Genomic DNA, 24763 nt, shown 5'->3' on the forward strand with positions numbered 1-24763 from the left:
GCAAAGAGGACAAGTGCGGATACCCAAACTTTGGTAAATCAGAGGGGGGGCAATTTGAGGATGTTCCATATTAATGCTGGGCTGCTCAACTGCTGCTCGCCAGGGGATAAACCGGGTGAATTTTTAACCTGGCTCAGCCATGAGCACAATAAACCCACCCGTTTTCTTTTGTGTAAAGCTTATTTCACCTTGCTTTTACGACGAAGTATAACCGAGCCGCTATGCAGCCGGTTTATTTTCTCCCGATAACCTATGACCTGGTATTTAAGCCAAAAATTAACATGCCTGATACCTTCACTGGTATCTGGTGTGATGCACTCCGGCTCTTGGGCAACGGCAGCAAGGCCATCAAAGATAAAGGCACATTCCTGACTGAATTGGCTGAAGTCGTCGCAAAGATCGAGCAGATCTCTTGCCCACTGCTCTGGGGTGACTTCCTGCGCGGCAGGATCTGAAGGGGTATCTGATTCAGACATGATACCGCCCTCCCTTAAGTGTTAACCGCACACAAGTATTGGCCCAGTCGTTATTTCCGGTATTGCTTGCATTGACATTATGGGTTGTTGGCTGGGATTGGGGGCTTGGTATATTTTCTGTTAAACTTTCTGTTAGGTAAGCTTTAACCGAGTGAAACTCTGGCATATCATTAGGGTTAGCCATGGTGGATACCTCGTTGATTAGTATCTGTTGTGGTTAGCTGCCGCTGAGTGCTCCAACACTCAGAGGTAGCGCTTAATTTTCCCCGGCGCTTTGCCGGTTAAGCAATTGCTCTTTATTTACTCTTACTCATTACAGGTAAAAAAACACCTCCGCTGGTTGTTGATAAATCGTTGTTTGACCTTTAAGGTATAGTACACAACACTATATAAATCCACAGTGTTCGAGGTGTTTTTGGTAGAAATTTTGGTGGGATGGCTGTCTATATTTCTCTTTAAAAAACAACAAGTAAATTCTGCAACTATGTTACATAGAGGTAAAGTGATGCCAGGTTAAGACTATGCTTTAAATTTACCTTTATTGCTACCGCTCATCACATGCTTGTAAGGTCGCTTCCGTGCGCTAAGCGAACGAAAATTATCAACAAAAGCTTAATACTTTTTCTCATGTTTAATCAGAAAAATGAGAGCTGTATTAAATAGCCGTATTTCCACCGAAAATAAGGGATAATCCCGTCTTTTAGCGGATAGTTACAAAGTCATAAAGTCATAACTTATTGATGATGCGTTGGTAAAAAGGTAAAGTTTAAATATTTAAGAATAATTTAGTCGACAATACTTCTGCCGTAAATGCGGGGTTTTTCCGGCTAATATAGCTTATGTAGACTCCCTCTGTGTCAACACTAAAATGCAGAGCAATTGCGAGCTTATGTACGAGTTCTATGCGTAGCTAACGCGACTCTTTGATATTTACGCATACTAGAAGCCAAATCTGTTAGGCGAGTTTTACAACTCTTACTATATTACTGACTTTTCTAGCTAATTTAAGTGCAATTTAGTGCGGAACGCTTTTAAGCTGCCATGTTTAATCGAACAGCTTTATATTCTGTTTTATTTCTTAACAATGAAAATGCAGTTCTAACCGTTTTGTTTGCCAGTGCAACAGCGGCGCACTTCTTTCCCCTTCGTTCAATAAGTGACTGCAACCAAATATCTTTTTGGCACCTGGCTTTTCGACGTGAAACCTGGTGTACATAGGTAAAAGCGCCTGTTACCAGTTGACTCCTTAACATACTATTTTTTACATGCTTACCGATAGTGCCAAGTTTTGCTTTTCCACCTGATGAATGCTGTATTGGTGTCAAACCAATACATGCCGCAGCGCCTTTTCCATCTTTAAATACACCAAGTTCATCAGTGCTAAATGCAATATATAAATTGATGGCATTGATAACCCCAACGCCTTCTAGTCTCGTTAGCTTTTTACACTCGGGATTCTCATCTAATAAGTCTCTCAAGCAATCATCAAACTTATTGATGACTTCGATACTGCTTAAATATTGAAGCCACATTTGTTCAAGGGCATGACGAAATGTCATGGTAAAACCATTTTCAGCATCTTCTAACGCACCAAATATAGCTCCTTTAAGGCCCCCATTCCTGGGGGTAACTCGTATGTTGAACTCAAGTAATAAAGCAGATAATTGATTGTTCAATGCCGTTTTTTGTTTAACAGACAGCTCACGCATACGGAGTATTGATTGAAGTTGTTGCTGTTCAATACTTTTACCTGACACAAACTTAATGCCAGGTAACATCGATGCTTGAAGGATAGCTAACGCATCATTTATATCTGTTTTTTGGTTTTGTCTGACTGAGTTTACTAATTTTGGCGAAATAAGCCGTGCATCATGCCCTAAACTAGTCGCCTTTCTTTTCCAATAGTTGGATGTACCACAAGCTTCGAATACCACAACAGATTTTTTCTGGGATGCTAACCATGCCGTAAATTTTAACGGTGTCATTTTAGTATTAGAAAGCACCTGATTTCTATAAAATACACAGACTTGGATAACATTTTTTGCCAAATCAACACCAACTGTAGTAATGTTGCTCATTATCGACTCCCGACCAGATTGAAAACAATTGCCTAGTAAGCATAGGAAGAGGGAGTCTAATTATCTGTTAGGTAACTCAATAAAGTATGCAATCACCTTTAGACAAAGTTGGCTCTTTTTATGTTTTTTTAGAGGCAATTCATTATGACGTAAATGAAGAGTCTTTATGGATTGAAGTTTCCTGTGCAAAACTAGCTGATGAAGTTTATCGTGCAAAACCTAAATCAGGTGATGAGACGGAAGATAGAATCGAAAAAGTATTGGATGGGTGCCGGGAGATAATTACTGACGAAAACAGTCCTCGCTATAGGATCAGTTTTGAGCATGTTTTCTACCACCAAGTTTGTGAAGAGTTTGATTATGATATGTCAAAAGAAAAATGCGATGATAATGGAGTTGTTGGAATCATCGAAGATTCATCACTATTGGCACATTTAAAAAATGATACTGAAGTATTTTGGCATTGTGAAAGATCCAAAATGTACGTAGTAGCAACATCAAGCAAATGGTTAAGAGTAGTAAGTTCAGAGCCTCCTGAAATAATGTTGGTGGAAAGCGTTACCTAACAAAGCGCAATCACGCGGAGCAATTTTCCGCTGCGCTTCAAATTGCCCGGTGTTGCGGGCGTTAGCTTCTGAAGTGGTATGAGCGATATAAACGAAATCCAAAGGCGAACCGATAAGAAAATATCTGATGCATTGTCCGCGTTGATGAGTAACGCCAAGTGGCGAAAGCTTTTAACTGAGATCGATGGAAAAGCATTTGGCCTTAAGTGGAAGTTTGTTAACAGTGATGAAATCTATACCGCACAAGTGCCGGTTTTACTGGAGAAAACTTTTGGTGACTGTTTACCTTACCCTTATGGCCCCTACAGAGAAATAGAATGGCTATTAATACCTATGGAATACAGTCATCCTAATTCAGACGAATATCGGCCACTGGCAAATAAAAGAAATAACTTGCAGTTTATTCGTAATGTAATTGATTGTCTGGGGCAATATCCTGTTGAGCTTTCAGGTGAGGGGTTAAAAATAATAGGGTATAAATGGCTGTAAAAGCTAACAAGAAAAATCACTCGGAGCAATTTTCCGTTGCTTCGCAACTACAAATCGCCCGGTGTTTAGGGCGTTAGTCGGCCACCACTAGTCAAGCTTAATTGTTGTAAAATAGCGGTGTTTGTGAATTAGGTTTGGTGGTTATGTCTTAATTCAAAATTCACGGTTTGGAGTGTAGTGGTGGTGGGTGCAGATAGCGTCTTCCATTTATCCCTCAAACCATTTTATAAATCGTTGGTGTGGTGCAAATACCCAGCATCCACTAACAAGGCAAAACGCCGGATGCAGCAAGCTGCCCCGGTGTTTGCAGCGTTATGTGTCATGAGGGATTGAATTGCAAATTGCCGGAATTGTTATAGTTTTGGTGGGCTTCTTGATAGGAGCACTAAACTGGGTATTGTTTATCAGGCGTAATATTCGAAAGGGAGGCCCATCGGCAGTACCTATTGTTGCTTTAGTATTTGTGTTATTGGGCAGCTTTACTATCGGTGAATCTGAAATTAAGCAGTATCTTTGGTTAATACTTTTCATTGATTTCACAGCATTACCTATGTTGTTACTTTTAGCATATAAATCGTTAAGAGAAAAAAGTGGCCAATCAAGTAACACATAACAAGCAAAATCACTCGGAGCTATTTTCCGTTGCTTCGCAACTACAAATCGCCCGGTGTTTAGGGCGTTAGTGCGTCAAGCAAAGCTTGATGCATCTTGCAGGGTGTAAGTCCCTGTCTGGTAAGGCTTAACCAGCCACCAGTATCGAGTGTTGCGCCTGTGGCGGAGTTTCACTGAAACGAACAATACAGGTGAAGCGTACACAGAGAATCATATAGGCCATAGGGGCTATCGTGGCCCTGAAGTGCTGGTATCGCTCCGAGAATTACCATCTGACTGACGAGGTTTGTAACGCCACCGAAGTCCATGCAAAGTAGCCGTTATTCATAGCAAACGAAAGGTGAGGCTACGGCGAGTCAGCGGGGTTATCAAGCCATGGCATGTATGAAGAGATGTATCAGGAACTTGAGAGATCCAAAGGTGTTCCATAAGGATGTGGTAGGAAAGTCTAGCTAACCGTCAGACGAACGATGACCCTTTGGAAGTCAGATCAGCCCGTAGTAGTCTGAGCAAGGGAAAGCCTTGTACATGGCGAAGGAGCTGACAGTTATACCAGGTATTAAGCAGAAACATAGGCCGGACAAAGTAGGGCCGGGATCACTATGACAACCGAACTTAATATCATCGCATTTAAAGCATATACCCACCCCAAGCACAGGTTTCAAAACTTATACGGATTACTAAGTAGCGACCGCCTGTATCAAAGCTGGGGTCAGCTCAACAAACAAGCTGCGCCAGGTATTGATGGGGTAACCATTAATGACTATCAGCAAAGCTTGCCAGAAAATATTAAGCGCTTAAGTGAGCAGCTCAAGCAGAAATGTTATCGAGCCAATGACATTAAGCGTATCTTTATTCCCAAGTCTAACGGCAAACAACGGCCATTAGGCCTGCCAACGGTAGATGATAAACTGGTGCAACAGAGTGTCAGCCAAATACTGCAAAGTATTTGGGAGCAAGACTTCCTGGTGAACAGTTATGGTTATCGACCAAATAAAAGTGCACATCAGGCAGTACATAGCCTGTCGTTGAATCTTCAATTCAAAGGTTATGGTTATGTTGTCGAGGCGGACATTAAAGGCTTCTTCGACAATCTCGATCATGGTTGGTTGCTGCGTATGCTCAAACAACGGATTGATGATAAAGCCTTACTGAAGCTAATCAGCCAATGGTTAAAAGCCCGGATAAAATCACCGGAAGGGGTCTTTGAAAAGCCTGCAAGCGGTAGCCCGCAGGGAGGTATTATCAGCCCTGTACTGGCGAACATTTATCTGCATTATGCTTTGGATTTGTGGTTTGAGAAGAAAGTAAAACCGAGGATGCGGGGAAGAGCCATGATGATCCGTTATGCGGATGATTTTGTCTGTGCCTTCCAATTTGCTCATGATGCTGAGCGCTTTTATGGGGTGCTTGCGAAACGACTAAAGAAATTCAATCTAGATATCGCACCGGAGAAAACCTCACTGATGACATTCAGTCGATTTAAACCTGGTAAGAGTCGCCACTTTGTTTTTCTTGGGTTTGAATTTTATTGGGGGATTGATGTCAAGGGTAAACGAAGGCTCAGAAGGCGCACGGCTCCGAAGAAGCAGAAAGCGATGATGAGCGAATATTACCAATGGATCAAAGCCAAACGTTCAATCAAATTGAGGGAATGGCTACCGCAACTAAAACGTAAATTAACGGGGTTTAGAAATTACTTTGGTTTACCGGATAACAGTCGTAGCTTGTCACGCTTATATAATTATGTGCTGCATAGCTTATATAAATGGCTAAACAGGCGTAGCGGCAGAAGAAGTTATAATTGGAGCAGTTTCAAGAAGATGTTAGAATATTTTCAAATTGAGTCACCAAAAGTCAGTAGTCGAAATGTTATTGTCGATTGGTACTAGGGTCGTGTTTTACACGAGTGAATATATAACTGAAGAGCCGGATGCGGTAGTTCCGCACGTCCGGATCTGTGTGGGGTCGGCCTGGTAACAGGTCGCTCTACCACGATAGTAAAAAGGAAAGTATGCATACATTTTTAGCTTTTTTATCATTGTCGTTGATTGCTACAACAGTATTTTCTGAAGAAATCCCGCGTACTAAAGATGGGAGGATGGGAACAAAATGCTTTCCTCAATATCAAGGTGAAACAGAAGAGGTTTGTAGTGTTACCATAGCCCAGTTGGTTATCACACCTGAAAGGTATCATGGGAAGAAAGTAATGGTTCACGGAGAGCTTTCCATGCATTTTGAAGGAACGGGTGTAAAATCTGGAGATCATAAAGTCTGGATCCAAACCGACGATATAGATAAGTATTCCAGTTTAGAAGGCAAACACGTTCTGGTTCAAGGTACTTATAATGGCTTGAAATTTGGGCATGGTGGTATGTGGGGAGGTGCAATTGAGAGTCCCTCCAGAATTGAATTCAGAGTTAAGATGTAGTTGTTACCTAACAAGTTTGTCAACGATCGCCCTTCGGACTGGACCTCCAAAAGCTGCGCTTTTTCCGGCCCGTTACAAAAACGTTATTTGCATATTGAGTCTCCATCAGGTTTTTATAATAATGAAAGGAAATGTAATTGTACTGAATGGTGCTTCTAGCTCAGGAAAAACAACATTGGCTAGACAGCTCCAATCAAAGCTCTCTGAAGTTTATTTACTTTGCTCTTTAGATGCATTTTGGGACATGACACCTTACGGGGTTTCTGCAGGATCTAAGAATTTTCCAAATATGAAACTTGCTTTAGCAAAATCTGTTAAAGCATTAGCCGAAACTGGCCACAATGTAATTGTAGATATAGTTTTTTGTGGTCAGAAGACATACTTGGAATTAACGAATGAACTTGAACTTTTTAACCTGAAAGTCATAAAAGTAGAATGCCCCTTAGTTGAGTTGGAAAAACGAGAATTAGCTCGAGGTGACCGTAAACTTGGGTTAGCTAAATCACAGTATGAAAGTGTTCATAATGAAGTCTTATACGATATGATTATCAATACCCATATAAACTCTACAGAGCAATGTGCCCAAAAAATCATCGATAGTATGAGTTAAATAGCACATAACAATCGCATCAAGAACGGACACAAAAAGCATGGCCTGTGCTCGTTCCTCGCAAAAGTATAGCCATGCGTATTGTGCCGCTTATGCGGGCGTTATGTTCCTTCAAGGAGTGATTTGTGAAGTGGGAAACTTTAATACCTGTAACAATAACCATTATCTTTGTTGTAATCGGATGGGTGGTAGCACATAAGCTCACTTCACAGCGTGATATTAAAAACAAACAAAGAGAAATAAGAATTCAGTATTTGCTAGAAGCCTATGAAGCTCTTATGGTTGCAGGAAGAAACAGGACAATCTTACCAAATTATGAGCAGGTAGAACGTGCTGTTTTTCTTCTCGAAATGTTTGGGACTCCAAGCCAGGTTGAACTTTCAAGGAAGTTTACGAAGGAGATGGCCGAGAACAACAACTCAAATTTTACTGAACTAGTGGTTGAAATCAGGAACTTCGTGAGGAATGAGCTTGATCTAAAACACCTTGGCCGAGATATTAATATTTTGCGAATAGATCCAATAAACCCGGAACATAACAAGTTAATTCAGCCGACCGCTAAAGCGTCGGCTGATTAAGGCGTTAAATTCATCCAATAGGTAGAGCAATGCTCAGTTTTGAAGAGTCAATAAAATCTGTATTAGAGCAGGCACAGGGAATTTCAATTGAATCGGAAGGTTCTATCTATGTCCGTTCTACAGAGGGAAATAACTATTTCGCCGGTCACGTAAGCTCAGATGGTGCTGTTTCAGAAGAAGTTGAGTTTGGCAGTGATATAGATAAAGCAATCTCATACTTTATGTCTGAGAGAAAAAAGAAAACCATGGTTAAGAGTACTACCTTTAATTTGGCGCCAAAATTTAACAAGTGCAAATTAACCAAGTCAGGACACCCAAACATTGAATATTTTTGTCCCATAAAGCACCTCAAATTTAACTGAAATAAATTATAGGTGGTGCACTTCTAAGTTGAACATGGGGGCTCTGGCTGCTTATTCAGTTTTTGGCTGTCCTGCTTTGCTTTGCTTTGCTTTGCTTTGCTCTGCTCTTTGCTTCATATTGAATTGTCTTAATCTCTCCTAAACCTCACTTGAAAAATAAAAACTCTTTTTAATCAATAGGTAATAAGCATAATGATTAAATAAGTTGTCAGCTATATGTATCCAGGCAGCTTGCGTATAAATAATTTGAAAAATTTTGCAACTACTTTCCATTGCTCGTTACTTACTGTGCAAACAATCTAGCGGAACAAATCGGAAAATAGTATGGAAAATAATGTAGAACAGCTTAGCCACTGGCTTAAAGACTTAGGCGACTTTCAACTCAATGATGAAGGCAATTGCTTTATGGTGTCAGAAAATAACGTGGAAGTGGCTATTCTTGGCCCTGAAAATGCCGACCGATTTTATATTAACTGTTTTCTTATAGAATTAAATGATGCCCAACGTGATGCTGTGTTTGAATTGGCTTTAAGCCTTAACTCATATCAAGAGAAAACGCGTGGAGCAACTATTGCCTTGGATCAGGTCAATAATAGGTTAAACCTTTGCTATAGATTGGAGTACCAACATTGTAATTATCAGGAATTTGTTAATATTTTAAGCAATCTGATTGAGCTAACAAAAAAATTTCAAGTGCAATTTATTGAATTAGGTCAGAACAGTACAGCACCGGCGATGCAATCAGCACCGGAAGATGCCTTGATGATGCGAGTTTAGGTTTATCTAAATTGCTACAAAGGCTATTTGCTTACAAGAGCCCACTTAAGGGTAACTAAAATTCGATAAAAAGGTAAAAATATGTGTGATTCAAAAGCTCCACTAGCTCCAATGCCAATGTCAAAGGCTCCAATGCCAATGTCAATGGCTCCAATGCCAATGCCAATGGCTCCAATGCCAATTAATAAGAGTGGGAATACTTTAGTCCCAGCTCCCCTACCCACACAAAATAAGGATGCTGACTCTTTACTTAGCCCTTCCCCTTTGACTTTGCCACCGCCGTTATTAGGTAAGAACGAATCAAAGGCGTTACATATTTCGCTATCTGCTCCTGTACTGCCTAATTCGAGTGATAGCTTGTCAGAAGCGGAAAAGTTGCAACAACAACATGGTCTTGTGTTCGAGGAAAGCGATGATAACTTCAGTGGGACAAGGAAGGAAATGCGTGCTCATCACCTTGCACATGGCAGTAAACTGCATACACATGCGGAGATAAATAATTATGTAAAAGCGAGTGGGTTGGAGAGTTTACATAACTCTCCTCGAACGGTCGCTATGGTGGATGAGTCATTGAGAACTATGCCGTCCAAAGATACAAGTTTATTGACAATACCAAAGTCTGAAAGGGCTGCAGCAATGAAAGAAATGTATAGTCAGATGCACTCCAGAATGGAAAAAATACAAGATACTATACAGCACCAGGTCAGAAATTTTGGTTTTGACCTTGGGATCGATCATTTGACACATAAAAAACATGATGGTGCTGAGCGCTTAGTGGCACGCTTTGAAACATTAATGAATCCGGCTAGAGTAATGACTAGCAACCATGAGAGATTTATACCAAATTCTGTGGGTACCAATCCTTTTGGAATAAAGGATCACGGTCAGATCATCTGCTGGAATGCTGCAACGGCAGCAATGTGCGGCTTCATCAATGAGAGTATGAATCACGGAGAAGCACAGCAAGGGGTGAGGGAGTGGCTGTCGGAAATCCGAACTGATGGTAAACAAGCTAACAAGGGAGGGGCGCACGATGCCCGTGGTTTTGCTTTCGCATTCGCAAAAGAGAGTGGCTACGATGTATCACCAGTCTACGACATGACCCCCTCAAAAGCAGATCTCAAGAAGCTAACGACTCAAGAAAAAATAGACCAAACAGCAACAGATAAAGCTAATTGGGATAAGATACTGAAAGAACACGTCAAACCAGGGGATATAATATACGATTCAACTGGTTCACATGTAATTAGCTACCTTGTTAAAGAAGATGGGTTGTTACAAGTTCAATCTAATGCTAAAGGGGTTGCTAAGCGGGACGTACAAATTACATCAGTGGACGAGATTACACCACCAAAACAATTTTTTATCTGTCGTCCTAATAGTGAAAGACTGGCTGCTCAAAACGAGGAAATTAGCCCTAACGACGAGAATTTTAAAGGATTAAAAACAACGACTCAAATCCATAAGGATTTGACTTTTGATCAACGTATGGCAATTAGAGATATCGGCCAAGCTATGCAACTAGGGGAGTCTGGAGACAGAGAAGAGCTATTGGAATTTGCATTCTCCAGAGCTTATAAAAAACACGAACATGATATAGATTACGTTAAAAGTGCAGTATCACTACATGCAAAAAATGCAGACGACATAGTGAAAAACCAAATGAAAGATTTCTGGGAACTGGACTTCCTTAATGAGGGTAACTATAAGAGTGCGCTTACGTTACTTCACGGATATTGTAACCTGGACGCAAGGGAGTCGAAATAATAGTAAAACTCAGGGGTCAGCAAGCCAATAGGATTATCTGTTTTGACTTTACGCTGACCCAGTTAGATTTCAGTTCGCGAGTCGCGGTGAAATTCAACCAAACAATATGAAAAATTTTGCAAAAGCATGTGCAAGCATGGACACCCAAACCTTGGTAAATGTGAAAAACTGAACTACCTTTGTGTCACGGTTATTTTTACTGGCAATGGTGTTTCAAAATTTGAAGATTTTAAGACTGCCCTTAATATTTATTAAGGGCAGTTCCGTGCGCATTGCAGACATTAGCAGTAGAAACTCCTTCATATATTTCCTAATGATTTTAAAAGCTTATTTATTGCTTCATGTCAAAGTTTAGGGATATTCGTTTGTGAATATCCCGTACTTTTGATACTTTTGCCAACCAGGGAAAAGGTATAAAATTTGACGAATCGTTTTTATTTGAGCATTCAATAACGCAGACGGCTATTTACCGGCTTAGCCTATGGGAGCTTAGGTATAATAACTAACTCTACATGTTTCTTAAAATCAATAACTTAAAAATAAGCAGATCCAGAAGTCACTTTAGGAAAGGAATATAGCTATGTGGATACTACAAAAAACATCAAGGATATTGTTTAGCAGTACACTATTGCTTTTAACCGCCTGTGGAGGCAGCGGAAATTCCGGGAATACAGGATTAGATACAACCCCGCCGGTTATTACCCTTCATGGTGACAGCACAATAACCTTGCCTCTGGGAAGAAGTTATAGTGAGCCAGGGGCAAGTGCTAACGATAATGAAGATGGCGTTGTTGAGGTTGCCATTTCAGGCGCTATTGATACCAGTACTTTAGGTAATTACACCCTTACCTATACCGCAAAAGACACTGCCGGCAATAGCGCGAGTATAACCCGTGATGTTATTGTCGCAGCTCCCAGACCTTTTATCACCACATGGGAAACCAATGTCAACGGTAAAGCCTTTTCAGACGATAATCAAATTATGATAGATACTGATGGCACGGGATATGACTATCAGGTCGACTGGGGTGACGGCACCGTTGATGAACATGTTACCGGTGATATCGTACACACTTACGCTGCACAAGGTACCTATACCGTGACAATAAACGGTAGTTTCCCTCAACTTTATTTTGAAGCACCTATTGACGAATACTATAACCTTTATAGCAGTGACCACAACAAGCTACGTTCAATCGAGCAATGGGGCGATATTCAGTGGCGGTCAATGCATCGTGCTTTTGCAGGCTGTAAATCCCTGGTCGGTAATGCAACGGATAAACCTGATTTGTCAAATGTGAGTAACATGAGCTCTATGTTTGAGGGGGCTGAAATATTTAATCAGGACCTAAGCAGCTGGGATGTTTCTAATGTCACGAATATGAGTGCTATGTTCTTTGAGGCCAAGGTCTTTAATCAGGCACTAAGCAGCTGGGATGTATCGAATGTTACCGACATGAGCGACATGTTCTTTCTTGCCGGGGCCTTCAATCAAGACCTAAACAGCTGGGATGTATCGAATGTTACCGATATGAACGGCATGTTTTCTTTTGCTGAGGCCTTCAATCAAGACCTAAACAGCTGGGATGTATCTAAGGTCACGAATATGGGCCATATGTTCTCTCAGGCCAAGGTCTTTAATCAGGATCTAAGCAACTGGGATGTATCGAATGTCACGGAAATGGGCGCTATGTTCTTTGAGGCCAAGGCCTTTAATCAGGATCTAAGCAACTGGGATGTATCCAATGTCATGTCTATGCACAGCATGTTCAGGAATGCCAGTAACTTCAACCAGGATCTAAGCAGTTGGGATGTATCAAATGCCACGAATCTGTTCTGGATGTTTGAGGGAGTAACACTTTCAACCGAGAATTATGACGCATTACTGACAGGTTGGCTTAACTTTCCTTTGCAGCACAATATTGCTTTTCACGCCGGCAATAGTCAATATTCAAATTCAGCACAAAGCGCCAGAGATGTTCTCACGGCTACCTATGGCTGGAACATCAGCGACGGTGGTGTTGCCAATTAAGTTGATCATGCAAAATGTGAATGTTCAGGCAGCGTTTTTTTTAAATGTAGACTGAGGTGATAAATATTGGGATCAATCCCTCAATATTTATCCTACATTATTTGCTGTTGGCTCCTAAAATGAGCGAAGTGCGTATGCCACATTGATTGCAGCTAATGTCTTGAAAGCGTCCATGCTTGCTAATTATTTGCGCTGGTCATATATCTGTAGCTGGTGAAAGTGCTAAAGCATCATCTACTTCAACTATCACATATTGACATCATAGGTTTTATTCATGACTTCAACAGAGATATTGTTATTTCGGTTGAAAGCAACAATTCGCTTGACCTTAAGTTGCTTACTTCGGACAAAATCAATAAAGGTTTTTGTGTAACTTGGTACTACCTTAGCAATGCTATTATCGTAAGGAATGTGAAGAAAGTCTGCTTGAAAAATAATCCCGCTGTCTTTGAAATATGCAAAGCTTTGTCTTTTTGAGTGCATATTTTCCAATACATAAAAATGTGCACCATCAATAATTTGCTCATGTTCAATTGTTTGAAACTTGAATCTGGCGATATCGTCAGCAAAGCGCGGGTAGGCCTTGATGGCAGAAATACTATATTCATCGGCAAGTATCTCAATACCCTGATCCACAAAGACTTTGAGACCATCAATTTGATCTCCGTGAGGATGGGTAACATAAACTGAGGTGATTTTCTTATTTGGAAACAGGTCAAGAATAAGCTTGATAGTTTTTTCTGCTAAATCGGAATCTTCAGTTGCACCATATACCGCAATTTTATCACCATTTACTTTAAACAAGCTATTTTGATAGGCTGAAGCATCGGTCACAAGATATAGGTCTTGTGCAATTTCTTTTGACACTAAAACCCCGTCCCATTTAGGGATTTTGGAGTCATATCCTTCTGGAACTTGAAGTTTGCCAGGGTCCACTCTATCAATGATTTCAAAGTGATCATTGAAGGTTATATAGGTTGGTTCTGTTGTTCCTTCAAAATATTTGTGTATGGTTCTGGCATAGGTTAAACCTCTAGTCGTTTGATAGTCACTATAGACAAAAACGCCACTTTGGCCCCCCTTGTTGATCGACACGAGCTGCAATGGATTGTGACTAAATTTATAATCGATAACATTATCGTCAGAAATTTTATGGGTGAGCGTTGTGTTTCCCGATATGCTGTCCTGGTGAAGTGTCATATTTTCCTCAATATTGGCTTCTTCAAAGAGAGGCCTTACTGCCAGAAAGTCGAAATTCATGACAATATGGTTTTTAAACATATCAAAGTAATCCATGCCTCTGCTGAGACTAGCTTTCCCTATGATCGTGGCACTTCTTTCATAAAAAAAGCTTTGTGTATCATTCTGCATTTTAACTCTGTCGTATAGCCGCCCACCTGCATAATAAAGGACATCGTTATCGTAAAAATGCTTTCTTGCCAGATCCACCTCAGCCGATCTTACCGACATGTATACGTTTGGTGTTTTATAGTCCCAATAATTAAGGTCTCTATATTGTTTGTTTGTGAAGTGCTGATTCAGTGCGAAGGCTTTAATTGACAGTGTTTTTTGATAGTGTGTTTTGAGCTTAGCGACAAACTCTTCTGCCTCTTCGGCTAATGCTGTTGGTATCGTGATGGTGAATAATGTCATGCAAGCAAATGCAAAGGTGCGTGAATAACGTGTTAGGTTAACTTTCATCGGTAATTCCTTATTGTTATTTAGGTTAGATCATCCGTGCCAAATAAAAAATGGTCAGTTTGGCGTAAAAATATTGTTGGACCAAGAGGCACAGGATGGCTAGCGCTTATCAACCAGACAGTCTTAATTAGGGCTAATATAGGTTTTCGTTTAACGTTAAAACAGGCAGGTTATGTAAAAATGCGAAGCGTGAAATTTTACAAAAGTTTACATGCGGTTTTGCTGAAATATTGTAGCTTGAACAATTAGGCTTCTACTCCCATGGAAAGAAGCTGCATATTTAACAGAAAATAAGGTAGCGCGAATGTCAGCTTAGAGGAACAAAACAGCCCTACAGAATAAGTGCCTTGATATCACTAAAGGGTCGGCTTTGTGGCATTCATTGCTCTTTAGTAAATGCTGAAAAAATTCCTTGAACCGATAATTTGGTATCATATTCATTCAGGGCCGTTCCGTGCCTTAGCTGATATTTGTTGCTTGTCATTGATATTGGCTGCTACGAGCGAGGCGCAGGCATTCTGGTAGAGTCGAATAATGATATAATGGCACTTGTTGTTTGAATTAGGTCAGTTAATGAAAACCATCGGAAAACTAGCTAAAGAGTTAGATATTAATGTTGAGACAATTCGCTTTTATGAACGTAAGGGACTGATTGAACAGCCTTTGAAGCCAGAAAATGGTTATCGTCTCTATAGTAATGCTATTGAACATCAGCTTAAATTCATTCTAAAAGCTAAAGCCTTGGGGTTTACACTTAATGAAATTTTGTCTCTTATGTCGCTTAGCGGGAACTGTGCTGATGTTGAGTTAATGGGATTGCAAAAACTCCAGCTTATTCGCAATAAAATTAACGACCTGCGGAGGTTGGAAAAAGTGATTCAGGAAATGACTGACTCCTGTAAATCAAATCAAGACCCTAATACCTGTCCCATTATCAATGCATTAAAATAGTCATTGACTCCGTACCAATATACGGAGTTTAAACTACCTGAAAAAGATTCAGGTATTTAGCTATGATTAACAAACTTTTGGATAAAGTTGGCTCTGGAGGAGTGTGGTTAGCGGCGCTAAGCTGCACCGCTTGTTTTCCTGCTCTGGGTTCTCTGGCCTCTGCTTTAGGACTTGGTTTCCTCTCTCATTTTGAAGGAATAGCCGTAAACACTGTATTGCCTTTGTTTGCTTCCCTCGCATTGCTGGTTAATTTGTATAACTGGTATCAATATAAAAATTTAATTAGAGGCATACTAAGTGTGATTGGCCCTATAGCGGTACTGTTGACACTTTACCCTTTGTGGCAATACGAGTGGAGCACATACCTATTTTATTTTAGCATCACTTTGATGGTGGTGATGTCTATTACAGATATTGTAAAGCCTGTTAGGGAGCCTGTATGCAAGCTGTAGAGCTAGAATCCAAAATCACTTGTCCAGAATGCGGATTTAGCAAAGTTGAGACCATGCCAACTAATGCTTGCCAGTGGTATTACGAATGTAAGGGGTGTAAAACACTGCTCAAGCCGCTTAAAGGTGATTGTTGCGTTTATTGCTCTTATGGCACGGTTAAATGCCCGCCTATTCAAGAAGGTGAAAGTTGCTGCAATAAGTCATAACCTGTCAATGTCGGTTTTTGCCCTTGAGTGCAATCTATGAGCCTAAAGGAGCCTAGGTTAACGCGCTTTCGGATCAATCGTTTTTGCCAATGCTGAAAAGGCTTTAATCTCGTCCAGGCCAAATTTTGTATGGACCCTTTTCGTTGCCGCTTGCTGATAAGCCAGACTCACTCCTTTTCTGCGGGCTGTTTTAGGCCTTATCGGCCTGGGGGTGAAACCACCGCCACAATTGGGACAGACATTTTCGAGGATCTCTGCTACGCACTGCTGACAAAAAGTACACTCATAAGTACAAATCATGGCATCGTCGGCATCCGGCGGCAAATCTTTATCGCAGTATTCACAGTTAGGCCGGATTTCCAGCATTTGGCTTTCTCCTTTTTTATTGGTATTGCCCGAATTTATGTCAGATAAGAAACTGTTTATTGCTCTGTGGCTGAATATGGGAGTATTCAATCATATAAAAGCATTTATATATAACACAGGCTGGCGAAAAATGATGAAATACTCGCCACAAAACTAGCCGCCAACAGTGCCAAGGGACTTTACCGTTTGCAGCCAGTGATTTCTTTGCTGGTCGTCGGCGAATATCATAGGGCCGAATAAGTTCACCTGGGCCTTGGCCACACCGCAAAATTGCAGGGTAAACCTGTCAAGCTGCTCTAATACCGGCAGTGCCTGCTCGGACAGAAAATATTCAGGGGCATCCATAGTAAAAATCAGCCTTGAGGTTTTTCCCTTTAACAGCTGTATCGGCTCAGGATCATCCCCTTCATATTTAAACGCAAAACCCGGCAGGAAAACCCGGTCAATCAAGCCTTTGAACTTAGCGGGTAAACCTCCCCACCAAACAGGTGATATCATCACGATATGATCCGCCGATAAAATAGCCTGTTGAAAATCAGCTAAACATTTTTCCAGCTGCTGCGCCTTATCATAACCGGTTTCCAAATTTTGATTAAAATCCATCTTCGCAAGGTCAAAGCGGTGAATATTGGCCTGCTCGCGGGCTTCAATCTCATAACTGTCGGCCAGTGCCCGGCAAAAACTCACGGCTTTAGGATTAGCGTTTAATAATAAAATATTTTTCATCTGCTCTTTCTCGTTACTTAGGATCAGGGTAAATAAACGAGCAAGAGTTTACCCTCTGCCCTTAAGGGCAGAGTCAAGTGTTATCGTCAGCAATAACCGGGCAGGAATCTATTGAGGCGATACATTTTTCAACTTGGCGGATATTGCCCGCAATTGTCGTCAGTTGCACTTCAAGCTCAACTTTGACCCTTTTGAGGAAGTGATTGATGTGCTGCCAGTCAACTTCTCCCTGGCGGTAAACAATCACATTTTTAAGTCTGGCCAAGGTAACACCGAGCCTTTTCGCCTCAAAAATTAAACGGAGTACTTCAACATCGCTCGCTGCATATACACGATAGCGCCCGCGGCGTTTAGGCGCAGGGATCAGGCCTTTTTCTTCATACAGCCTGATGGCTTTAATGGATAATCCGGTATTCTTTGAAACTTCACCGATAAACATAATTTTCCTTGGAATAATAAAGCCTTAAACTTTTAGCAGGCAACTTTACAACTAGTTATCGGCAATATCAGCCCGCCTGTTTAGCGGTTCTATCTTCTTTATACTCGGGCCATTTTTTATTGATATAATCCAGCCACTGACGCTCCAGTTGATGATTATCTTTGTTAAAGTGCCCTAAAAACTTAGCATTACACTTTGCCTGATCATCCCGGCAGCCGTTTGTTACCAATTTCAGCGCTTCAAAATAGGAACTCTTGCCGTAGGTTTCCAATAAAAATAAAGTGGCCGCCCCGGCACGGGAGTAATTAGGGCGCTTGGGATCCATGGCATGGGCAAAGCCGGCATTTTCTTTTAAAGACTTCACCAGGCGATCTTTCCAGGTGAGCATCTGCCCGGCAACAACCGTGGCCAGGCCTTCTTCAATCCAATAAGGCGACATGCTTTTTTCTTGTTCCTGTGCCAGTTCATCGTCGCTTTTTAGCAGGCATTGTTCACTGTCAAACTCTCCCCGCAGGGCATAGGCATAAGAATGCGCCAGTTCATGTTTTACCAGCTCGCGCAGTACCACAAAGTCGTGAGAGCGCTTGTCCCATTTATCCGGGTTGATCACCACCTGGTCGTTGGCGGTCAGCATAGACCCCACCACATACCAGGCTTTTTCCCAGTCAAGGTTGGTACCGGCAAGGCGTTCCCAATGGGCGCGGTCGGTTGCTACGTACAGGCGAAAGGCAGACTGGCGGTCCAGCTCAAAGAAGTTTTGTAATTCACTATCTAATGCTAAGGCCGAATCGGCAATTTCCGTTGCCAGCTGTTTATCTTGTGCATAGTGATAGATGGTAAAAGCGCCTTTACCCGCTTTTAATTCAATGGCCTGGAATTTGGGATCTTGCCAGCAATAGCTTGGTGTTTTAGCCATAACCGGCTCAGGAGCGGCTGCGTGTGTGTTTGCCAGTCCGTGAGCATGAGAAACATGAGTCATTAAACACAGGCCGATTGTTGCCATCAGCGGGCTGGCCAAAAAAGTTTTTACAAATGCATTCATCAATATATCCAATTATTATTTTACGCAGCTATACGCAGCTCTTGGTAAGTAAAAGTTGTGCGATTAAAAGGCAGTGACTGGTTTTATCGCCGATACCAACTGATGCCAGGTTGTCATCGCTGCCAGGTCATTGCCGTTTCTGTTAAATACCATATCAATTAGCATCGGATATCACTACGCTTTACATCCCGCTAATCAGTCGCTTCGTCGATAAATCAATGCAGCTTTTAGCGCTGATCAGTTATGATGATGAAGCAAATGATCAAACAGCCAAGTCCACATAATAAAAACAATGCGTTATCAATTTACCGATTTTGAATTTAACAGTACCAGTCTGGTATTGACAAAAAATGGCGAAACAATCGATATTCGCCACAACGAAGCCAAAGTACTGGCCCTCTTGCTTGAACAAAAAGACAATGTTCTGAGCAAAGAAGAAATCTTATCCCGGGTCTGGCAAGATAAAGTGGTGTCGGAGCAGGCCGTTTTTCAAAACATCAGCCACTTAAGAAACCTTTTTGGCAATCAGGCTATTAAGACCTTCCCCAAACGGGGTTATCAATGGCAGTTTGAAACGCAAATGCTTTTATCGGCTGTTAAGCCTGCTAATAGCCCTGACGAAACAGGGCAACAAGCCGTCCTTTCTGCACCGGAGAAAAAGCGGGCTTATTGGCCGTATGCGGTGCTGGCAGGCATTGTTTTACTAATGGTTGCACTAATGAACTGGCAAAATGAGCCGGTATTGCCAAAGACTGAGCCGGTCATAAAAATGGCTTATATCCCGATCACCGACAACCGGGACAACAGCATCACCCTAAAGGATGATGACCATTTTGATTTCACACCATTAACGCATCTGGATACGGCCTATTTTGAAGCCTCAGCCGAGCTTGAATACCCAAACCTGACAGATGAACACCCGTTTGTGTTAACCGGCCACAGCCGCATTTACGACGGGCAGACACATCTGGATTTCTTATTAAAAGGCCCTTATGGCCAGTGGCAGGGACAAATCACTGCTTTGTCAAAAGATGAGGCAATAAAACAAATGCAACAGCATTTACAGCAGCCTTTTATCTATGAATTGCTCAGCAGTGCCCAGGCCCCCGAGCTTAAGCAGGCTAATTTGCTGATTGCCCACCAGCAGGCGCCTGAGGATCTCATTGTTCTTGGCAATTTGATCACCACTTATATCGAAACCGGCGAACTTGAAAAAGCCATGGTGATGGCAGATAAGCTGGCCAGTATTGCTCTTAGCCAAAACTATGCCCAGCAAACCGGCAATGCTTACCTGCAGCAAAGCAGAATTTTAACCAGCAAGGAATTATTTGAGTTAAGCGCGCATAAGCTTGCTTTAGCAATTGAGCAGTTTGAGCACATCGGCGATTTAAAACGCCAGGCGGATGCCTGGCATGCACATTCCTGGCTTGACCATCAACAAGAGGATTACCCTGCCATTAAATCCAATTTACTCAAGGCGGCAAAGCTGGCTTTTGATGCCGGGGATAAAGCACGGGAGCTGGATGCCCTAACCTACCTGTCGGTAATGGCCCATAAACATCACCAGGAAAACGACAAGTACCTGTACCTGCAACAGGCTGAAAATAAGATGAAAGCGTATCAGCTGCCGGTATATCATTTTGCCAAAGTACCGTTTCATTACGCGATTTTCGCTAAAAAGCGAGCTGATAAAGAGCCGCATTTAAAACAAGTGCTCGAATTTACCGCGTTAACCCCGGATCACTGGGTGGCGCAGTCAAGCCGCGAGCAGCTGATGAAATATTATATCGACCAGAACCGCCTGAGCGAGGCCCGGGGTTTGGTTGACAGCCTGACAAGCGATAATGCCCACCGCTCTTACCTGAAAACCCTGTTGGCACAAGCCCGGCAGCAAACCGCGCTGTTTGTCAGCCATGCCCAGCGTACCTTCGAGCAAGCTCACCTGGCAGGAGAGCGGTCGCTGAGTTTAGATGTCGCCCTGTTATTGTGCTCTACCCCCGACAGCCAGGTAAACTATGACTTTTATTCGCAATACATTAATGAAAATGCCCCGCTGTATTGGCGGCGTGCCAATAAAAACAAGTTACTTGCCCTTAAGTTATAAGGAGCATAAGGTGTAGTTGGCAACAAAAAGGCAGGATCCCCCTGCCTTTTTGCTGCACTTGATCCCTGCAGTGTTAACCCTGTTTAAGGGTTAACCAGTTTAACTTCCAGTTATTATCAAGGGATTTTACCGTGACCGTGTTTTTACCTTTTTTAAGATAAACCGCTTTCCCCTGTTGGGTTTGCCACTCATGATAGCCACCGGTTTTCACCACCTGGTTTACCCCGGCTTTTTCATCATTGGCATAGAGCTCGAAACCTTTGGTATCACGCGGTGAAGCAACACGATATTCGAGTTGATAAAGCCCGGCTTTTGCCACTTCAACCTGATATTTAAGGCTGGCATTATCTGAAATGCCGCCAACCCCGGTGAAGTTATAGCCGCCGTCAATATCTGAAGTCTGTGTGAGCTCGCTGCCGCTGTAATCTGATGCCCATTGCGCCTCAACCCTGCCGGGCACATTGACCCAGCCAGCCTTGGTAGAAACCGGCTCGCTATAATGGCCTTGCTTATGGTATCTCACCGCTACTACCGTATAGTCGTATTTATAGGGACTGACATTACTGTCGGTATAGCTGGTTTGCGTTAAGTTACTTGCCAGTAATTTAAACATGCCGCCGGCAATTTCATTGCGGTAAACCCGGTAACTCTCGACATCGCTTTCTTTGCTTTTATCCCAGCTGATGGTCACAGCATCGCCGGTTTGCTGCAATGTGACATTGGTTAAGGCTTGCGGGAATTTGGGTTGTATATCGCGGCGTTTTTGCTCCTGCTCCTGGGCAAAGGTCAGCCTGGCCAAGAATCGCTTGCTGGCTTTTGACAGTTTTGGCGCCTTGCCGTCAAGGGCCAGGCGGAAACCGTCCACCCCGCCGGCAAAGTCTTCAGGGAAACTATTACGCTGCACCAATGGCCAGTGACTCCAATGCCAGCTGCTGCCGCGGATAGCACGGCTTTCACAGCTGCCTTCGAGGTTGGCAGAGCCATCGCTGCTTGCCTTGGAATAATCCCCGCTATAACAATCTGCCAGCATTTCGCGGATATTGCTCACCATATCGTGCAAGCCGAAAGGGTTGGCTTTATACATACCAACGATACTGGCATAACCTGAATGATCGGCACAATCGGCAATTTCCCCGGTCCAGTTGTAATAACTGGTGTTGCTGTCGCGCTGTAAAATATTTTCACCGCTGAGATCGCCGGTATTTTCATAGTCGCATACCAGGGTATTATCGCTGTCATCGCCAAAATAATAATTGGTTTTTGTTCCTGCCCTGGCGGCATATTCCCACTCGGCTTCCGAAGGCAAACGGTAGGGTTTGCCGGTTTCCTTTGCCAGCCATTTCACATAGGCGTTGGCGTCCTGCCAGGTAATACAGACCACGGGCTGGTATTCACTGGTATTTAAGGCATTGGTTTCCCAGTTACCTTTAGAGCCGGGTCTGAACCAGCCGTTTAACTCGTGCCGGCACTCCTGGGATGCCGGGTAGCTGGTGGCGCGGATAAACTGACGAAACTCGTTCACTGTGACTTCATATTTGCCCATGCTAAATTCTGGCATATCGACCTTATGTAGAGGTTGGGCGTTGTTATAATCCATAGAGCCCATCTCGAAACTTCCCGCAGGAATGGTGACCATCACAGGTTCTATCGGTCCGCCGGCATAAAGCGCATAGCTGTTTGCAGATAAACACAGGGCAATAAATAGTTTGTTTACTTTCATTTGAGCTTCCTTTTGTAAAGAGAGCCCAAGCATGAAAAAGCCGGGGTGGAAAATCCTATAAAAAAGCTAGATATTGCTTAAAATAGAAAAATTATAGATTTATAAGGTTTAACAACCGCTAAGTAAAATTATATAACCAACTGTTTTAACTTGTTTTTAAAGGCAGAGATGAAAATTAGGGAGCAGAGACGGAAAAATGTGATTGCAGCAGCCCGCAAAGTCAAAATGCGGTTAATTTAACCTGTCTCCCGGTCTACCAGGACCATAAACTTAAGCCGATATAATTAAAATACCAGCCATAAACCGTCAGCATCACCAGGGCGGATACAGAAATCAGGGAAAAATATCTGGCGCCAGCATGGGGCTCAAGCCGCCACATTTTTACAAGCTGCAATAACCCCAACAGGGAACAAATGGCAAACACCAGAGTAAAGGTACAGATAAACAGTGTTTGCCAGTTCAGCTGTCCGGCTTCTTCGGGAGACAAGCAAAATAAGGCTATCATCACGATAGCCAAAGATACGCTTGCCAAGGCCGGATATAAGCGCAGGCTGAGCCGCCCTTTTCCGGGCAGCTTACCCGAAATACTGTTTATCAACCAAACGGGAAGATATAGCAGGGTAAGCAGCACAGCAACCAAGGCCGATGCCAGCATAATTGGCATACCCCAGGCAGCAAAGGCGCTTGACTTGACATAATATTGCCCGTCAAACTCGAACACCTTGCCGTCAACCGATTCTTTGATAAAAATCCCGCTGGCATGGCTGTTGCCCGGCAAACGAAATTGTTGCTGCCCCACATGCAGCAACCTTTGCCCTTCGCCGATAACAGGTATCAGATCTATTTCGCTGTCGCGTGCTTCAATGATAATGGTATCCAAGGGATAACTGAGGCCGGAGAAGATTTCATTGCGGTTATTCACCATGCGGTAGTAGCCGCCGATCTCAGCATCAATACCCCCAACTTGTATCTGCCTGTCGGGAGGGTGATCTTTTGCCAGGTAGCGGGTGATGAGTGTCAGCAGGGTATGAATATGTACAGAGTCCGAGTTGACGACCAGAGCGTAACCCTGACCGATTGCCGGTGAATAACCATATGCGGCTAAAAAGCCGGCGATGGCGCCGCCGTGTCCTAACCAGAGCCGTCGGCTCTGGCTGCTGGAATAAAGCCCCAGGCCATAACCGTAATTAAGACCCGCCCGGGCTGCTAAAGTTGTACCCGGTTGTTCCATTTGCAGGATATCGGCGCTGCTGATATCTGCCAGAAGGTGCTGCCGGTTACGCGTTAACAGCAAATGGCCGAACAAGGCCAGCTCATATGCCCGGGTCTGTATGTTGCCGGCAGAGCGCAGATAAATGTCCCGGTAAGGCACGGCTTTTCCGCCGCTATACCCTTGGCTTAATTGCTGCTGTGGCCCGGATGACGGCCCCATAGTGGAGTGCTGCATCGCCAGCGGCTGTAAAATATGTTGCCTGATATAGTGCTCAAAACTCTGGCCGGAAAATTTTTCAATGATATAACCCAGTACGCCATAACCCGGGTTGGAATAGGCATGCCGTGTACCGGGTTGCCAGCGTACTCTTAAAGCGCCCGCATCCCGGTTGACGGCATCGAGCAGGCTGAGCCCGGGATCGGAAGTATTATAGATATTGCGAAAGTGCATATCGTCCAGCCCGGCGCTATGTTCCAGCAGATGCACCAGTTTAACCGGATGTGTTGCCTGCCAGGGATTATTTATTTTTACCTCCGGCGCCAGCTCAGCAAGCTTGTCCTGCAAAGTCAGCCGTCCTTGCCCGGCCAGCTGCATAATGGCCAGGGCGATAAAGGTTTTAGTGGTTGAGCCGCCCCGAAACAGGGTATCTTGTTCTACCGGCAACGCCTTATCTATATCCCGTGTTCCCAGGGCCTGCTGCCAATAAACCCCTTGTTCATCAAACAAGGCTATTTGCAGTCCGGGAATTTTTTCCAGGGCCAGCAAAAGTTCCAGTCGCTGTTTTAGCTGAGGCAAAGAGTGCGGGATTGAATGGGCGGAAGTGTGAAACGAATGGGCTGAGGTTTGCAGAGTTTGTGCTTGTCCGCTTTGCAGTCCACGGGCAGTAAGGCAAAGTAAAAAAATCCCCGTTATTAGCCCAAAAAGCCGTTTCATTAAAACTCCCATGGAGAACATTAGCTGATACACAACCCGCCAGTGATGCGCCGATAAAACACAAAACGGGCCGCAGCCCGCTTTTTACAACAAGGTCAGCCCGGCTGAATCTTTACGGGCAGGCATAGTTGG

General features: G+C 43.1%; 24 protein-coding genes. 15 read left to right on the forward strand and 9 right to left on the reverse strand.

Annotation, left to right across the window (positions count from 1 at the left end; genetic code table 11):
- Window positions 1–179: 179 nt before the first annotated feature.
- Together SG35_RS29820 and SG35_RS29825 are read right to left on the reverse strand one after the other, a co-directional pair.
- Complete coding sequence (locus SG35_RS29820; protein WP_044832314.1) at window positions 180–476, reverse strand: hypothetical protein; 297 nt, start codon at window positions 474–476, stop codon at window positions 180–182.
- A 1031-nt stretch (window positions 477–1507) separates the two neighbouring features.
- The gene (locus tag SG35_RS29825) at window positions 1508–2554 is read right to left on the reverse strand and encodes an IS110 family RNA-guided transposase (protein ID WP_044832313.1); all 1047 of its coding nucleotides are present in this window, start codon (window positions 2552–2554) and stop codon (window positions 1508–1510) included.
- An 86-nt stretch (window positions 2555–2640) separates the two neighbouring features.
- On the opposite strand from SG35_RS29825, the gene SG35_RS29830 reads away from it, so the two are divergent.
- The 11 genes from SG35_RS29830 to SG35_RS29880 all read left to right on the forward strand — a co-directional run bounded on the left by SG35_RS29830 (window position 2641) and on the right by SG35_RS29880 (window position 12778).
- Window positions 2641–3120 carry a hypothetical protein gene (locus SG35_RS29830; protein ID WP_044832312.1) on the forward strand — a complete coding sequence of 160 codons (480 nt, stop codon included), beginning with the start codon at window positions 2641–2643 and terminating at the stop codon, window positions 3118–3120.
- Window positions 3121–3198: 78 nt separating this feature from the next.
- Entirely contained in the window at window positions 3199–3609 is a 411-nt protein-coding gene (locus SG35_RS29835) for a DUF6678 family protein (RefSeq protein WP_044832311.1), read from the forward strand.
- 334 nt (window positions 3610–3943) lie between these two features.
- Window positions 3944–4222: a hypothetical protein gene (locus tag SG35_RS29840; protein WP_044832310.1), complete on the forward strand. Its 279-nt coding sequence runs from the start codon at window positions 3944–3946 to the stop codon at window positions 4220–4222.
- Between the two features lie 601 nt (window positions 4223–4823).
- The gene (ltrA, locus tag SG35_RS29845; protein WP_044835582.1) at window positions 4824–6113 is read left to right on the forward strand and encodes a group II intron reverse transcriptase/maturase; all 1290 of its coding nucleotides are present in this window, start codon (window positions 4824–4826) and stop codon (window positions 6111–6113) included.
- Window positions 6114–6235: 122 nt separating this feature from the next.
- The gene (locus tag SG35_RS29850; protein ID WP_044835583.1) at window positions 6236–6652 is read left to right on the forward strand and encodes a hypothetical protein; all 417 of its coding nucleotides are present in this window, start codon (window positions 6236–6238) and stop codon (window positions 6650–6652) included.
- A gap of 121 nt (window positions 6653–6773) precedes the next feature.
- Window positions 6774–7262: a chloramphenicol phosphotransferase CPT family protein gene (locus SG35_RS29855; RefSeq protein ID WP_044835584.1), complete on the forward strand. Its 489-nt coding sequence runs from the start codon at window positions 6774–6776 to the stop codon at window positions 7260–7262.
- Window positions 7263–7387: 125 nt separating this feature from the next.
- Entirely contained in the window at window positions 7388–7840 is a 453-nt protein-coding gene (locus SG35_RS29860) for a hypothetical protein (protein WP_044835585.1), read from the forward strand.
- A 29-nt stretch (window positions 7841–7869) separates the two neighbouring features.
- A complete protein-coding gene (locus SG35_RS29865; RefSeq protein ID WP_044835586.1) occupies window positions 7870–8202 on the forward strand; it encodes a hypothetical protein in 333 nt (110 codons plus the stop codon).
- A gap of 324 nt (window positions 8203–8526) precedes the next feature.
- Window positions 8527–8979, forward strand: coding sequence for a CesT family type III secretion system chaperone (locus SG35_RS29870; protein WP_044835587.1), 453 nt, complete (start codon window positions 8527–8529; stop codon window positions 8977–8979).
- Window positions 8980–9060: 81 nt separating this feature from the next.
- Window positions 9061–10746, forward strand: coding sequence for a hypothetical protein (locus SG35_RS29875; RefSeq protein WP_044835588.1), 1686 nt, complete (start codon window positions 9061–9063; stop codon window positions 10744–10746).
- 580 nt (window positions 10747–11326) lie between these two features.
- Window positions 11327–12778, forward strand: coding sequence for a BspA family leucine-rich repeat surface protein (locus SG35_RS29880; protein WP_084692971.1), 1452 nt, complete (start codon window positions 11327–11329; stop codon window positions 12776–12778).
- A gap of 246 nt (window positions 12779–13024) precedes the next feature.
- On the opposite strand, the gene SG35_RS29885 is transcribed toward SG35_RS29880, so the two are convergent.
- On the reverse strand, window positions 13025–14479 hold the full coding sequence (locus SG35_RS29885) for an MBL fold metallo-hydrolase (protein WP_044835589.1): 1455 nt from the start codon (window positions 14477–14479) through the stop codon (window positions 13025–13027).
- Window positions 14480–15052: 573 nt separating this feature from the next.
- Here SG35_RS29885 and SG35_RS29890 point away from each other — a divergent pair.
- The 3 genes from SG35_RS29890 (at window position 15053) to SG35_RS29900 (ending at window position 16088) form a co-directional block, all read left to right on the forward strand.
- Window positions 15053–15430, forward strand: coding sequence for a MerR family DNA-binding transcriptional regulator (locus SG35_RS29890; RefSeq protein ID WP_044835670.1), 378 nt, complete (start codon window positions 15053–15055; stop codon window positions 15428–15430).
- Window positions 15431–15492: 62 nt separating this feature from the next.
- A complete protein-coding gene (gene merC / locus SG35_RS29895) occupies window positions 15493–15882 on the forward strand; it encodes an organomercurial transporter MerC (RefSeq protein WP_044835590.1) in 390 nt (129 codons plus the stop codon).
- Window positions 15870–16088 (forward strand): GDCCVxC domain-containing (seleno)protein, encoded by a 219-nt coding sequence (locus SG35_RS29900; RefSeq protein WP_084692972.1) that lies wholly within the window; start codon window positions 15870–15872, stop codon window positions 16086–16088. The genes merC and SG35_RS29900 overlap by 13 nt, the downstream gene beginning before the upstream one ends.
- 57 nt (window positions 16089–16145) lie before the next feature.
- On the opposite strand, the gene SG35_RS29905 is transcribed toward SG35_RS29900, so the two are convergent.
- The 4 genes from SG35_RS29905 to SG35_RS29920 form a co-directional block, all read right to left on the reverse strand.
- The gene (locus SG35_RS29905) at window positions 16146–16454 is read right to left on the reverse strand and encodes a DUF1272 domain-containing protein (protein ID WP_044835591.1); all 309 of its coding nucleotides are present in this window, start codon (window positions 16452–16454) and stop codon (window positions 16146–16148) included.
- A 153-nt stretch (window positions 16455–16607) separates the two neighbouring features.
- Window positions 16608–17180 (reverse strand): NAD(P)H-dependent oxidoreductase, encoded by a 573-nt coding sequence (locus SG35_RS29910; RefSeq protein WP_044835592.1) that lies wholly within the window; start codon window positions 17178–17180, stop codon window positions 16608–16610.
- Between the two features lie 73 nt (window positions 17181–17253).
- Window positions 17254–17619, reverse strand: coding sequence for a MerR family transcriptional regulator (locus SG35_RS29915; protein WP_044835593.1), 366 nt, complete (start codon window positions 17617–17619; stop codon window positions 17254–17256).
- Between the two features lie 67 nt (window positions 17620–17686).
- Window positions 17687–18661, reverse strand: coding sequence for a hypothetical protein (locus SG35_RS29920; RefSeq protein ID WP_044835594.1), 975 nt, complete (start codon window positions 18659–18661; stop codon window positions 17687–17689).
- Between the two features lie 292 nt (window positions 18662–18953).
- Between SG35_RS29920 and SG35_RS29925 the strand changes: the two genes are divergently transcribed.
- Window positions 18954–20765: a winged helix-turn-helix domain-containing protein gene (locus SG35_RS29925; RefSeq protein WP_044835595.1), complete on the forward strand. Its 1812-nt coding sequence runs from the start codon at window positions 18954–18956 to the stop codon at window positions 20763–20765.
- Window positions 20766–20838: 73 nt separating this feature from the next.
- On the opposite strand, the gene SG35_RS29930 is transcribed toward SG35_RS29925, so the two are convergent.
- Together SG35_RS29930 and SG35_RS29935 are read right to left on the reverse strand one after the other, a co-directional pair.
- Window positions 20839–22485 carry an SUMF1/EgtB/PvdO family nonheme iron enzyme gene (locus tag SG35_RS29930; RefSeq protein ID WP_044835596.1) on the reverse strand — a complete coding sequence of 549 codons (1647 nt, stop codon included), beginning with the start codon at window positions 22483–22485 and terminating at the stop codon, window positions 20839–20841.
- 253 nt (window positions 22486–22738) lie between these two features.
- Window positions 22739–24631 carry a serine hydrolase domain-containing protein gene (locus SG35_RS29935; protein ID WP_044835597.1) on the reverse strand — a complete coding sequence of 631 codons (1893 nt, stop codon included), beginning with the start codon at window positions 24629–24631 and terminating at the stop codon, window positions 22739–22741.
- Window positions 24632–24763: the final 132 nt, after the last annotated feature.

The sequence above is a fragment of the Thalassomonas actiniarum genome (assembly GCF_000948975.2).
Taxonomy (GTDB): Bacteria; Pseudomonadota; Gammaproteobacteria; order Enterobacterales; family Alteromonadaceae; genus Thalassomonas; species Thalassomonas actiniarum.

Coding starts and splice junctions, on each gene's coding strand:
- SG35_RS29820 (WP_044832314.1), bottom strand. CDS start 476: ATGTCTGAATCAGATACCCCTTCAGATCCTGCCGCGCAGGAAGTCACC.
- SG35_RS29825 (WP_044832313.1), bottom strand. CDS start 2,554: ATGAGCAACATTACTACAGTTGGTGTTGATTTGGCAAAAAATGTTATC.
- SG35_RS29830 (WP_044832312.1), top strand. CDS start 2,641: ATGCAATCACCTTTAGACAAAGTTGGCTCTTTTTATGTTTTTTTAGAG.
- SG35_RS29835 (WP_044832311.1), top strand. CDS start 3,199: ATGAGCGATATAAACGAAATCCAAAGGCGAACCGATAAGAAAATATCT.
- ltrA (WP_044835582.1), top strand. CDS start 4,824: ATGACAACCGAACTTAATATCATCGCATTTAAAGCATATACCCACCCC.
- SG35_RS29850 (WP_044835583.1), top strand. CDS start 6,236: ATGCATACATTTTTAGCTTTTTTATCATTGTCGTTGATTGCTACAACA.
- SG35_RS29855 (WP_044835584.1), top strand. CDS start 6,774: ATGAAAGGAAATGTAATTGTACTGAATGGTGCTTCTAGCTCAGGAAAA.
- SG35_RS29865 (WP_044835586.1), top strand. CDS start 7,870: ATGCTCAGTTTTGAAGAGTCAATAAAATCTGTATTAGAGCAGGCACAG.
- SG35_RS29870 (WP_044835587.1), top strand. CDS start 8,527: ATGGAAAATAATGTAGAACAGCTTAGCCACTGGCTTAAAGACTTAGGC.
- SG35_RS29875 (WP_044835588.1), top strand. CDS start 9,061: ATGTGTGATTCAAAAGCTCCACTAGCTCCAATGCCAATGTCAAAGGCT.
- SG35_RS29880 (WP_084692971.1), top strand. CDS start 11,327: ATGTGGATACTACAAAAAACATCAAGGATATTGTTTAGCAGTACACTA.
- SG35_RS29885 (WP_044835589.1), bottom strand. CDS start 14,479: ATGAAAGTTAACCTAACACGTTATTCACGCACCTTTGCATTTGCTTGC.
- SG35_RS29890 (WP_044835670.1), top strand. CDS start 15,053: ATGAAAACCATCGGAAAACTAGCTAAAGAGTTAGATATTAATGTTGAG.
- merC (WP_044835590.1), top strand. CDS start 15,493: ATGATTAACAAACTTTTGGATAAAGTTGGCTCTGGAGGAGTGTGGTTA.
- SG35_RS29900 (WP_084692972.1), top strand. CDS start 15,870: ATGCAAGCTGTAGAGCTAGAATCCAAAATCACTTGTCCAGAATGCGGA.
- SG35_RS29905 (WP_044835591.1), bottom strand. CDS start 16,454: ATGCTGGAAATCCGGCCTAACTGTGAATACTGCGATAAAGATTTGCCG.
- SG35_RS29910 (WP_044835592.1), bottom strand. CDS start 17,180: ATGAAAAATATTTTATTATTAAACGCTAATCCTAAAGCCGTGAGTTTT.
- SG35_RS29915 (WP_044835593.1), bottom strand. CDS start 17,619: ATGTTTATCGGTGAAGTTTCAAAGAATACCGGATTATCCATTAAAGCC.
- SG35_RS29920 (WP_044835594.1), bottom strand. CDS start 18,661: ATGAATGCATTTGTAAAAACTTTTTTGGCCAGCCCGCTGATGGCAACA.
- SG35_RS29925 (WP_044835595.1), top strand. CDS start 18,954: ATGCGTTATCAATTTACCGATTTTGAATTTAACAGTACCAGTCTGGTA.
- SG35_RS29930 (WP_044835596.1), bottom strand. CDS start 22,485: ATGAAAGTAAACAAACTATTTATTGCCCTGTGTTTATCTGCAAACAGC.
- SG35_RS29935 (WP_044835597.1), bottom strand. CDS start 24,631: ATGAAACGGCTTTTTGGGCTAATAACGGGGATTTTTTTACTTTGCCTT.